Genomic DNA, 13,194 nt, shown 5'->3' on the forward strand with positions numbered 1-13,194 from the left:
ATCGGAAATGCATTGAGTTCAATGGTTAAACCCAAATACATTTCCAATTTTTCGGCAGCGCGAACCAATCAAATATCGAGCCAAGCCTATTTACCCGCTCGCGGATCAACAACATTGACAGCATCTGACGAAGGGCCATAGGCGCGTATATCTGGCCGATACATATCCTCAGCGTAAGTTCCAGGGACATGAAAACGCCCAGGTGTGACTACCCTCAGCATATAAAACAACTGAATTGGATTGCCGTTCAATCTGACCGCAGCCACAAACCGATCATCTCGATATTCCTTGTGCTTGATACGCTCATCTGCCATCGCCGCAGCTAGATTGATTCCATCAATGTTAAATTCACTGGCTTGCGGTCCTTGGGAGATATTTAAATTTTCCACTTCTAATCCCGCAGGAATATGGTCGATCACCATCGCATCTTCAATCACTTGTTTTGACTTCGCTGTGACACGTACGATCAACATATCGCCTACTTTGAGATTGCCACCACTCCAGGGCTTACCTGCTGCGGTAAACCATTTACGTTCTAAACTGATTTTCTCCGCATTAGAAATGGGCAGTTTTAAAGGGTAGCCGCTTGCTTCTACTTCTATCCATAATGGATTGGTTCCTTTATTTTCGAGCGAGATACCTTTCACCGCCAACGCAGGCTCGAAACTTCGGCTCTCGCTCGATTTAGATATGATATTGCTGCTTCCCTCTGCGGTTTTTAAAACGACTTCCCATGGATCCGTCACCGTACCACCCGCAGCGCGAGCGGCTAGGAACAAAGCAATTCGCTCCTGCGTTGAAAAATATCCACGCGGCTTACTGAGACGATCCGCCAAACTAATCAATAAAGCCTCGCGCTGCGGATGGGTGACTTTGTGTCGCAACATCAAGGCATACGTCATAGCTTGATCACGCACCGCAGTACCATAATCCCCCAAATAATCCCAGTCCCAATCCGTACGTATTCCGTAAGGTTTACTCATCGCGTCATTCAATGCGACATCAGCACGCTTTTGATCTCCCATCAATTGCAATGCAAGTCCAAGATGAACCAATGCGAGTGGGGATTTAGCGCGATCGCGATAGCTGTCATGCAACAAGCGTAGAGAAGCTAACGATGCCTTTTGATCGCGTGCGAGCATATAACCAATATGCGCTAATTCGGCAAATCGTTGATGACTATTGCGAATCAAATCGTAGTCGCGCCAGTCATATTGCCCGTTTGCATTTGGTTTCACGGAAGTAGGTAAAGGGGAAAATTGATTCGCAGCGCTATTGAGTTTGTCACTCATCCATTTCTGCGCACGCTTACTCATTTCCTCAGGCACATTAAAGCCTGCTTCACGAGCATCGGCCAAGAAACTTACCACGTAAGGTGTCAGCCACATTTCATAAGAACCATCATTTCCGTTCCATAGTCTGAAGCCCCCCTCTGCGCCCTGCATCCCTGCAATACGACTAATCGCCCCCTCAATAAATTTTGCACGTTGCTCGCGAGTATGGGGAATCAAGCCGACCGCCTTCGCACCTTCTTCGTCAATGAAAACATGTGGGTAGGCAGCGCTCGTGGTTTGTTCTAAGCAACCATACGGATAATCCAACAAGCCTTTGACAATGCTACGGACATTCAGTGGAGGTCGGTTCGACATGGTGACACTCAAGGTCGCCGAACCTCGATAGAAACGCTCGACCATATTCGCATCAAGTTTTTGGGTCGCACCGGGTTCAATACGCAAGCGACGCGCATCTTGTTCGCGCGGTACTGGCGGCTGTATTTGCAAAGCAAACTCACGATGAATAAGGATAGGTTTCGCGCCAACCGTTTTGACATCGAGACTTATACGTGACAAACCAAATGGTTCAGTCGGTTCCACATTAAATCGCAAGATATTTCTTTGCTTAGGTGAGAGTTTGATATTCCTTTCACCATCGGCAATTTTTAACAACTTATCGGCGCTTAATTTGATCTGAATATTTTGTTCGCTCGGCATCATATTCGTAACATCAAGTGCAAAACTGGAGGTATCGCCTGGACCAATAAAACGTGGGGTTGCGATTTCCGCGACGATCGGTGCGCTCACGATAACTTCTTTCTCTGCGCTCCCATATGCGTCCTCTGTCGAGGCGACAACCATCACCCGCAGACTACCATTAAAGTCGGGAATATTTAACGCAACGTCCGCTTCACCTTTTTCATTCAGCTGAACTGGGCCTGAAAAAATATCAACCAACTTTACTTTTTTCGGCATACTCTTCGTATCTCGTTTGCCTGCGTCGCCGCCCCATTTTATCTTGCCAGGCGTACCATCCATGCGTTCGATTAATTTCCCGTAGATATCGGTCAACTCTGCACTGAATCGATGCTTACCGAAAAAGAAGTCAAAAGGATCGGGTGTTTTAAAACCAGTGATATTCAAAATACCGACATCAACGGCCGAGACGGTCACTGTCACTTTCTTACCCGCAGCATTCTCGACTTTAACTTTCGCTACCATACGTTTTTCGGGTTCAACCTGCGTCGGCGTTGCCACGCTTACTTTCAGTTTGCGCGCTTCACGCGCTAATGGCAGCCAAGTCAATCCTACTGCACGAGCGGGGGTGACTTTATCGCCCTGGCTACCTGGGCGAAATACGACCGTAGAGACGTACATATCCGATCGATTCCAAGTTTTATCGATAGGAATATTCACTTTGGTTCCATTAGTACTAACGGAAACGCGCTTACTCCATAAAACCTTATCTGCTTCGAGTAGAATCAAGGCTTCACCATCGTGAGGCGGAATAATATTTAATGTCACATCATTTCCTGGTTTAGCCGGGACACCTTCTAACTGCAGTCGTACACGATCTGGTCGGTTGCCAACACTTTCGCTATCTTGTGCATTCCATCCCGCATAGAAAAAATAACGTGAAACTAAATTAGTTTCAGGATCGGTGATTTCAAGACGGTAGCGCCCCCATTGGACTGGCACGGTCAATTTGGCTCGATTTTTTAGTTCCAATGCACCAGCGTGTATCGTCTCTTCGGCCTCCGAATAGCCAGAATGCCAGCCGCGACCAGCATCGTAGCGCCAATAGTATTGGCGATCTTCTCTTACCAATTTAAACGGTGCTTGCTTTAGCGTCACAAATTTTCCGTTATTATCGACTCGAATTATTTCAAACTCCGCCATGCTCCCCTCGTGCGCAACGTCACGTTCAAATAGAGGGCGTATCGCGATCATTGCCTTTGCTGGCCACCATACTCGCTCTAAGGAGCGCACAATGGGTCGACCTCCAGATTCGAGCAAGCTAAAAGATGCCCGCACTTTGACCGGGGACTTGGCATTCGCGTTAAAAGCTACACTCACTTCGGCCTTACCATTATCGTCTAGCGCAGTTTCCTCTAATTCAGCGCGGGTCTTATCCTTATCGTCAGCGAAATCACCGAAAATAAAGCCTGGCCATTCCTTCGACAGTGGATTTTTGAAGCGCTCTTGTGCAACACTACCTAGAAGGCGATTCCCACTTGCTGGCGCACCGTATAAATAATCGCCTTGCACAGCGACTAGAAATTGGTTGTTCGCCTGTAAAGGTACTGTATCTGTTTTCAAGCTGAGTTTCATGCGCTCCGGCAAAAACTCTTCGACTTGAAAACTGTAAATCGAATCTGGTCGTTTTGCATTCGGATCAGCTCGAAACTCTAGACTCCAACGCCCCGTCGCCGCATCTGGTGGAAGATCAATCGTATTTTGAAGATACCCTGGCGTCTTTGGATTGGGCTGCCAAACGGTGGAGCTGACAAGGTCACCGCTGGGTTTTTTTAGCGTAACTTTCACTGGCTGTGGAGGCAAGGCAATGCCTTCGGCTGAGCGCGCCATCAATGACGCTGTAAACCGCTCCCCCGGACGATATAAATCACGCCCAGACCATGCAAATAGCTTAGCGTCTCGCGGCAAATGCCCACCAATATCAAATTCCGCCAGATCAAGACCAGGCTCTTGCAAAACAATAATAGACGTTTCTTTACCACGTTTGGCCAACATCAATCGTGCTGCGCTCGGCAAACCAGGCAGAACACCATGTCCATCACCGTCGGTTTTTCCACGTAATAGGACTTTGCCATCGTCAGCAAGAACTTCGAGATCAACTCCGCCTTGCGCTTTGCCATCTTTAAGTGAGGTCGTAAACACGTCTGTCTGCTTTTGCTGGCGACGCAGATGTAAGCCGATATCACTGACATAAAAATATGTCACTTGATAATCGTAATCGTAGTAGCCGGGCCGACGCATCACTGCGACATAAATCCCTGGCTCTTTTAACTCCGAAATCTTCTCGACCGGTAAAAAACTGACCTTTCGACTATTTGGTACTTCGTTGGTCACAAATCGATTTTGGTAAACGCTCTCTGCAATACCTTGCAAGGCATTCAATTGCCATCCCGATGTCAATCCTTTGAGCTTGTTGCGGTTACCATAATAATCATAGTAATCCGCTTCTTCGCTCTCAGTTTCTTCTTCAGATTCCTGCCCTTGGTGATTTTTCCCAACAACCATATCGATAAATTTGGGCAGTTTTTCTGGTGAAACTCGCAAAAACTCGACATCCACTTCGGGAATATTCACCGTTACGACAGGTAATCCCCCGTTTAAACCGGCTGGTAAAACAGTTCCTTTACTTGCAAAGAAATAGGATGGCGCCATTTCATCACTCACCAATTCGCAGCTTTGCGGCGCATTGAGTTTTTTGCCGGAACTGGCGGCGAGCATACCACTCAGATTGACCCGATATGTGTGACCCGCTTTTACGAATGGAAACAAAAGTACATGTGGATTATCAGAAAGTATCCACCCACCTTTAACTACCTCGGTTGGCTTTGCCGCAGCGGTCGAACTGGTTTTTCTCGCGCCCTCATTGTTGTCATTGCCGCCTTTCGCTTCGCCTAAATCACTGACTTCGATGAGCTTGTCCAGAGCCTGGTCTGGATCAATACTTTGCGAAAACATGACAGCTAACGCGGGCTTATCGTCATGCAGACGCGCTAAGCATGATCCGATAGCAAATGGCGTATCAGGGTTAGCAATTAAGGCCTCGCCCATGACTGGCTTGGTCGTCTTGTGTTTCTTGACCCACCAAGCTCCCGCGCTTGCAGCGATTGCTATTGTTAAAAATGCGATTCCTAGGTTCTTTTTTGAGAACTGTGTCATTGTGCCGTCCCGCCATTGGAGTGTTACTCGAAGTTTGATCTAAAGCGATGCCAATATAGCATTTTGCGCCACAGAAAAGCACATCTGTTTTGCATACAAGTACACAAAATAAAGTCTGAGCGACAACAAAAAATTAGGATAAAAAACATTAAAAAAAACATGTCAATAAATAAAAAGCGCAAAAAAAGCAATTCTGAATTGCAATTAAAACACCAAAAAACAACATGCGGTTAACTCGTATTGCACGTACCAATCCGCTCAGGTAGTATGAATTTGCCTGATTTTTATAGGGAAGCATGGCATACCAGTACTATCCGCACGTTGAGTGGCAAACCCCTGCCGTTCAATACAATTAAATTAAATGGGAGATAAGAATTGAAAAAATCATCAAGCTCCGGCCGTTCGCCGAATAAAGATATTTTTGTAAAAAGTACAGTGCAAATTGCAATTTTGATGCTGGCCAGTGGAGGCATTGCCAGCGCACAAGATGCAACGCCAGCGAAACCCGCTGCGAACCAAGAAGTACAACAAGTCGTTGTCACTTCCACCGGTACGCGTGGCTCAAATCGTACTGTGATTGACACACCTGTTCCAGTTGACGTGTTGGCAGCATCCGAATTGACCAAAACCGCGCAGGCATCTTTAGATAAAGCACTGGCTTTCCGTGTTCCCTCATTTAATACGGTACAAACACCGGTGAATGATGCGACTTCCTTGCTCGATCCCTATGAAATTCGTAATATGGGTCCAAGCCGCTCGCTGATTTTGATCAACGGCAAGCGCAAAAATGCGAGCTCTTTGGTCTATACCCAAACATCGCCAGGACGCGGTGAGAGCGGTGCTGATATTTCGGCTATTCCACAAGATGCAATTAAACGCATCGAAGTGTTACGCGACGGTGCATCAGCACAATATGGCTCTGACGCGATTTCAGGTGTGGTCAATATCATCCTAAAAGACAATCCCGAAGGTACATCGATTACTGGTCGCACAGGTGTTACACATGAAGGTGACGGCAAGATGCAGTCTGTTAGCATCAACCATGGTTTGGCATTGGGTGATCAAGGCTTCGTCAACTTGACCTTTGAAGCGTCAAAAAATGGATTGGCCTCACGCTCTGGCATTGTTAGCGCACGTGGCGAAGCAGCGACTTTTGGTGATGGTCCTGCGACCTTTGAAGCTGACCTTGCCAAAGTCAACGCATTTCTCGCGAAGAAGCCAGACGCAGGCAATATCAATGGATCACCTGACACTCGTGCAACGAAATTTTTGGTCAATTCACGATATAACATTAGCGCGGATACCAACATCTATGCGAATGCCGCTTACATCGATAAGAAAATCGACAGCTATGCAAACTACAGGACACCGTACTGGCGCCCAACTGACTATGGACTCTTGCATGCAGCAGGCACACCTTATTTAGGATATGTGCCTGGATTCCTCGGTGCATTGAAAGACTACAACGCAACGATCGGTACAAAATTTGATATCGACGGCTGGGCATCCGATATCAGTCTCACTATTGGTGGCAATGAACAAAAGTACACGGTCACAAATTCCGTGAACCGTGGTATGGAAGATGCCTATCTAGCCGCTGTGGCAGCAAACAAAACCCCGTTGCCACCGCATGGTCAAACACGGTTTGACGCTGGTGGTTCAAAATTCACTCATACTGTATGGAATGCAGATTTCTCCAAAGAGCTAAGTAAAGGCGTTAACGCCTATTTCGGTACTGAAATCCGGTCTGAAAAATATACTTTGATTGCTGGTGAAGAGGCTTCTTACTTATACTCTGGCGCTGATTCATACGCAGGAAACACACCGGAAAATTCATTTAGCTCAACACGCTCAAATTACGGCGTGTACGGTGGTTCGATGTTCGACGTAACCGACGCATTGGTTTTAGATGCAACAGCACGCTATGAAAAATACAGTGATTTCGGCAATGCGGTGATTGGTAAATTAAGTGCGAAATATAAGATTGATGACCAATTAACGTTGCGTAGTTCTTTGTCTTCAGGCTTCCGTGCGCCGTCATTGCATCAAATCTATACTCAGAAGGCGCAATACTCGTTTTCTGGCGGCACAATTCAAGTTTCGGGCTTAGCGAGCAATGTGTCGAAAGAAGCCGCTGCATTAGGTGTGCCGAAACTTAAAGCAGAGAAATCGACTAGTTTCACGTTGGGCTTGGGCTACAAACCAAGCAAAGATACCAGCATGACTTTGGATTACTACAATATTTCCCTCAAAGATCGCATTATTTTGGGTAAAGAAATTAAACCAAGCGGCGACGCAACTGCGGAACTCGATAAGATCCTGAAAGCAGCGAACATCGTTTCTTTGAGTTTCTTCGCGAACGCTTTGGACAGCCAAACTTCTGGTATCGATTACGTGTTCAACCACAGAAATATGCAATTAGGTGATGGTAAATTGCACTTCAACTGGTCTGGAAACTACTCACTGCAAAATGAGCGTGATGGTGCAGTGAATAATCCAGCTGCTATTGCCAAAGCTGGACAATCTGTTTTGGACATTACACAAGAAGCTTTGATGTTCACATCACGTCCAAAATTCAAATCTATCATTGGCTTCGACTATGACATCGGTGATTTCAATCTCTCGCTGAATAACACTGTGTTTGGTCCAACCAAGTTCAGAAATGCAGATTTGGATCAAAACTTGGCGGTTGTATTTAAAACGAAAACGGTGTCTGACTTCTCTATCAACTACCAGATCAATAAAAGCCTGACCTTGGCGTTTGCAGTGAACAATATGTTCAACGTCACGCCATCATGGAAATTGGAAGCTGCGGGCGATAAAGCAAAAGGTCAAGCAATCTTGGATAGCAAAACTTTGGATTACACAGGCCGTACACCAGCCCAAATCCAATCTGACAACATCACATTTGACCAACGTTATTCCATGGTTACCTATGATGGTTCGCATTTCAGCCAGTTAGGCCGTATGTATAACTTATCTTTAAACTATCGCTTCTAAAATAGCTTAATAGATAAAATGGATACAGGGAAATTCTGTATCCTTCGAAAAACCGCGACTTGTTCGCGGTTTTTTTATCGCTGCGGCATTGCAATACACATTTCAACAATCTGGTTAAATGTTGAGATTTTGTAAGTAGCGTAAGCCTTGGATTGCGCGGCTACCATACCAGGATAGCATTTCTCCATCGACTAAAATCACAGGCTTTAACAAGGTCCTCTGGAGTTCCTCGCAGTGCTGGTGAGTAAAACTATAGGGTTCTGTCGAAAGCATAATTAAATCCGTATTTGCGAGGATGGGGTCATCCCACTCAAATTGAGGATAGCGCTTTGGACTCACCGCGTGCGCCTGCGGAAAGACATTAATCCACCCACGCAGTGCCAAGTTCTGCGCAATATACGTATCCTCACTCACAGTCATCCAAGGATCTTTCCAAATACAATACAAAACATGCTTAGGCGTCATATCTACGCGGACGTTCGAGATTGCATCCTGGAAGGCCTGACATAATTGTTCAGCTTGGATGTTGACATTAAAAATCGCCCCCAACATGCGATAAAGATGCAGATTATCTTGAGGATTTAAAGGATGCGTGACGATCACATGTGGAATAAATTGCGAGAGTTGATCAACCGTTGGTTTCTCATTCTCGTCAATATTCACAATCAAATGTGTGGGTTCGAGCTGTCGTATCTTTTTCAAATTGACGTCTTTTGTCCCTCCTACTTTGGGAACAGCACCAACTCTATCCCTGGGATGAATACAAAATCCTGTCCTGCCGACCAAAAACTTTTCCAATCCGAGATCAAACAGTAATTCGGTAATCGACGGAACCAAGCAGACAATTCGAGGACTCACATTACTTGGTACAGGACTATGGATCACCCCACAGGCATCGGTCAAGCAATCAATAGCGTCGCGTTGATCGATCATTCCTCATCCTTACGATTTCGATTGATTCGTCCTTTTCTCGGTGCATTCGCAAAAATTCTGTCATACAAGAAATTCGGCAAACTTCGCAAAAGTTTTGCCACAATTCCCATCTGCCAAGGAATGACACAGTAACTAGTGCCTGCAGCAATTTTCGCCAGTGCGCGAGTGGCAAACTGTTCGGCGGGCAATAAAAAAGGCATTGCGTAATCATTCACTTGCGTCATAGGTGTATCGATATAGCCAGGAGCAATCGTGACAACTGCAATCCCGCAAGATCTCAACTCGACGCGCAGAGATTCGCAGTAACTGATCACCGCTGCTTTCGATGCGCTGTAGGCACTCGCACCAGGCAGCCCCCGAATCCCAGCAACACTGGCAATACCAACCAAACGGCAAAAACCTTTTTCGGCATGGGTTTTCATATGCTCAATAAAGGGCGAAAAAGTCGCAACAGTTGCCAAAACATTGGTGTCCATTACACGCCTGAACACAGCAAGATCTTCAGACTCTTCCGTCAGAGTTCCGACAGAAATGCCTGCACTGGCAATCACAATATGAACTTGTCCTGCTACCTGAATAAAATCGTGTGCTGCTTGATGCAGTGCGGCGTGGTCATTGACATCAACAACGTAAACATGATGCACATCTGGGTTTGGTAGACTCAGACGCAAACGTTCAAGTTGCTCAGCTTTTCTTCCTAGTAGACCGAGGCACGCACCTTTCGAAGCATATTCCTTAGCAAGTGCCGCACCCAATCCAGACGATGCACCTGTAATAAACACGTTTAGTTTTTGCATATTTTTTCCGCACCCGTTTGAATCATATGATTGGTTGGCTATTGTCACGGCATTCAGTGCGCATAAAAAAAATCCGCCAATTGACGGATTTTTTTTCATGCTTGCGATAACGAGACAAACTTTAAATTATTACTTTTTCTTTGGAGCGACTGGCGCGGTGACAGGTGTCGTCGGATTTTTTTCCTTATAGACTTTATCCACTAACCAATCCATGACAACCAAACCAGCATGCGATCCGTCCCGTACTTTTGCTTTTGCAAATAAATCTGCCGGTGAGACGATAAAGCGTCCATCAATTGCGACCGTTGGCACCCCATTTATCCGATAATCGCTCATCAACTGCGCGGCACGGCTGACTTTGGACTGAATCGAAAAGGAACCGTAGATGTCGGTGAATTTTTTCTTATCCAACCCGACTTTTTCAACGTATTTCAATACTTCTGCATCAGTTGAAAGACGATTCCGATCAATATGATACGCATTAAAAGTCTTTAATTGATACTCATCGACTTTGCCCATTGCCTCTAACGTGAAAAACAATTTCTGTTGTGTCACTAATTCATGAAAATTCACATGAACGCGTTTAACAACAATTCGATCACCTTGTTTTTTGATCCAAGCCTCGAAATATGGCTCGAATGCATTACAAGCAGGGCAGAAATAGCCGAAAAATTCAGTAATTTCCACTTTTTTTCCAGAATCCGTTGGCTGAGGACGATCTAATACGGTGTATTCCTGCCCTAGACGCGGTTCTTGTGCAAAAACAGAAAAACTAAAAAATGCAATACTCAGTAAGATTAAGTGACGAATTAAACGCATAGTTTCCTCTTGTGTAGGCAATAAACTTTACAACGAATTATTTAGCAGATCTGACAACCGCAGTTTCCACTCCATTCTCAGACAATTTGGCGCGCATTTTGTTCATTCCATCAAAACTGTCAAAAGGCCCAACACGGACGCGATGCAAAACACCATTATCACCCGCTTTTTCGGTCACGTTCGCTTCAACTCCGACCATCGCTAATTTAGCGCGTGCACTTTCTGCATCAGCAATTTCTTTGTATGCGCCAATTTGTAAAAAATAGATGTATTTCTCGTCGCTTACTTCTGGTTTACTCGCAGTACTGGCTGGAGCAACATTGGTCGTAGGCGCGCCAGGGGCTACAGAGTTTGCGGCATTCACCACCGACGTTAAGGCGTCAACAGGTTTGGTATTTTCTGCAGCTTTACTACCCGCGATTTCCTTCGCCGCCTGATTCACCGCATCTTTGTTCCCGTACAAAGGCTTATTGGGATCTTGCATTTGCGCGACTGGTAGATCGGCTTTATCGCTCTTGCCACCTTTGTTGGTAAACGGCGTCGAGGTTTTGTTAATCACCAAGGCAACGATAACGGCAATACTAAGTCCAATCACTAAACCAATAATCACTCCGGTCAAGGTACTACCACTTTGAGTCATCAATTTCTTCGTATTCAAACTTGTCTCTCCCAATCTTCTTTCGACATGTATTACGGAATTACTGTCAACGTTTGGCATTGAAATTTCTGCGGTCTCACATCTGATTCGGTGCCGAAACCCCGATCAAACTCAAACCGTTACGTAGCACCTGACGCGTTGCTAAAATTAACGCGAGACGTGCTAATTTGGTTGGCTGATCATCGACCAAAACACGCTCTGCATTGTAATAGCTGTGGAGCTCACCGGCGAGCTCGCGTAAGTAGAATGCTACCTGATGCGGACCTAGCTCATCCAATGCCTTTTCCAAGGTTTCTGGATATTCCGCTAGTTTTTGTAACAATAGAGCTTCACGTGGTGCAGTTAAAGGCGACAAGTCGACATCTTTCAACGCTAACAATTCCTCTTCCGATTCTGTATATTGCGCCAACATGCGGCAAATACGCGCATGGGCATAGTGTACGTAATACACCGGATTTTCGTCCGAATTTGCCAGAGCGACATCGACATCAAATACGAACTCTGTATCTGCTTTACGCGAAATTAGGAAGAAGCGAACTGCGTCGCGTCCTCTTACAACGTCACCACCGCCTGACCATTCTATTAAGTCACGCACTGTTACGTAAGAACCAGCTCGTTTTGAAATTTTTACTTCCGCGCCATCCTTCATAACGGTGACCATTTTATGCAAAACATAATCTGGGTATGCTTGAGGAATTCCTTGATTGACAGCTTGCAAGCCAGCACGAACCCGCGCAATCGTGCCATGGTGATCGCTTCCTTGCACATTAATTGCCTGTGTAAAACCGCGTTGCCACTTCACAATATGATAGGCGACATCGGGAACAAAATAAGTATACGTACCGTCAGACTTTTTCATCACACGATCTTTATCATCGCCATATTCTGTCGTCCGCAACCACAGCGCACCATCTTGCTCATAGGTCTTACCGGCAGCAATCAGAGCGTCTACTGCCGCTTCCACCTTGCCATCTGAGTACAAAGAAGACTCTAGGTAATAGTTATCGAACTTCACGCCAAACGCCAACAAATCAATATCCTGTTCATTGCGTAAATAAGTCACCGCAAATTGGCGAATGGATTCAATATCTTGCACGTCGCCGCTACCTGTAACGGGAGCACCATTACTCGCAGTCACCGTTTTTTTCGCCAGAAAATCTTGCGCAATTTCGGCAATATACTCACCGTTGTAGGCTGCCTCAGGCCATTCGGCATCACCAGGCTTCAAACCCTTCGCCCGAGCCTGGACGGAGACCGCAAGATTACCAATTTGTACGCCAGCATCGTTATAGTAAAACTCGCGCGTGACCGCAAAATTTTGCGCTTCAAGCAACGCCGACAAGGCATCGCCCAGTGCGCCTTGCCGACCATGTCCTACGTGAAGAGGTCCAGTCGGATTTGCTGAAACGAATTCAACGATGACTTTTTTACCAGTGCCTTTATCGCCTTTACCGAACTTTTCTCGCAACTGCAAGATGGTCTTTACCACTGCTTGTTTCGCCGCCGGTGTCACCCGTAAATTAATAAACCCGGGGCCCGCCAATTCGGCGCTTGCAATCAAGGGATTTTGTTGCGCGATTAATGCATCGACAATTTGTTGTGCGAGCTCACGCGGATTCTTTTTCAATGGTTTGGCTATTTGCATCGCAATGTTACAGGCAACATCACCGTGCGATGGATCTCGAGGGCGCTCAAGCGCAAGCGTTGGGTTAAGTTCGGTACCTGCAATGATAGGTGCCACCGCGTTCTTGAGAGATTCAAGGATATCTTGTTTTTGCTGAGCTAACATAATGTCGGATTA

7 protein-coding genes are annotated in these 13,194 nt (G+C 46.0%); 1 reads left to right on the forward strand and 6 read right to left on the reverse strand.

The window, feature by feature from the left end; translation table 11 throughout:
• Nucleotides 1-86: 86 nt before the first annotated feature.
• A complete protein-coding gene (locus KDM90_RS17235; RefSeq protein WP_212676862.1) occupies nucleotides 87-5,186 on the reverse strand; it encodes an alpha-2-macroglobulin family protein in 5,100 nt (1,699 codons plus the stop codon).
• A gap of 375 nt (nucleotides 5,187-5,561) precedes the next feature.
• On the opposite strand from KDM90_RS17235, the gene KDM90_RS17240 reads away from it, so the two are divergent.
• Entirely contained in the window at nucleotides 5,562-8,186 is a 2,625-nt protein-coding gene (locus KDM90_RS17240) for a TonB-dependent receptor plug domain-containing protein (RefSeq protein ID WP_230409866.1), read from the forward strand.
• 114 nt (nucleotides 8,187-8,300) lie between these two features.
• On the opposite strand, the gene KDM90_RS17245 is transcribed toward KDM90_RS17240, so the two are convergent.
• The 5 genes from KDM90_RS17245 to argS form a co-directional block, all read right to left on the reverse strand.
• Entirely contained in the window at nucleotides 8,301-9,119 is an 819-nt protein-coding gene (locus KDM90_RS17245; RefSeq protein ID WP_212676863.1) for a helical backbone metal receptor, read from the reverse strand.
• Nucleotides 9,116-9,916: an SDR family oxidoreductase gene (locus KDM90_RS17250; RefSeq protein WP_212676864.1), complete on the reverse strand. Its 801-nt coding sequence runs from the start codon at nucleotides 9,914-9,916 to the stop codon at nucleotides 9,116-9,118. Before KDM90_RS17250 ends, KDM90_RS17245 begins: the two co-directional genes overlap by 4 nt.
• Nucleotides 9,917-10,045: 129 nt before the next feature.
• Nucleotides 10,046-10,735 carry a thiol:disulfide interchange protein DsbA/DsbL gene (locus tag KDM90_RS17255; RefSeq protein WP_212676865.1) on the reverse strand — a complete coding sequence of 230 codons (690 nt, stop codon included), beginning with the start codon at nucleotides 10,733-10,735 and terminating at the stop codon, nucleotides 10,046-10,048.
• Between the two features lie 37 nt (nucleotides 10,736-10,772).
• Nucleotides 10,773-11,393, reverse strand: a complete 621-nt coding sequence (locus KDM90_RS17260; protein ID WP_230409867.1) for an SPOR domain-containing protein — start codon at nucleotides 11,391-11,393, stop codon at nucleotides 10,773-10,775.
• Between the two features lie 76 nt (nucleotides 11,394-11,469).
• Nucleotides 11,470-13,182 carry an arginine--tRNA ligase gene (gene argS / locus KDM90_RS17265; protein WP_212676866.1) on the reverse strand — a complete coding sequence of 571 codons (1,713 nt, stop codon included), beginning with the start codon at nucleotides 13,180-13,182 and terminating at the stop codon, nucleotides 11,470-11,472.
• Nucleotides 13,183-13,194: the final 12 nt, after the last annotated feature.

This window comes from Affinundibacterium fentianense (assembly GCF_018139545.1).
GTDB classification, from domain to species: Bacteria; Pseudomonadota; Gammaproteobacteria; order Burkholderiales; family Burkholderiaceae_D; genus Undibacterium; species Undibacterium fentianense.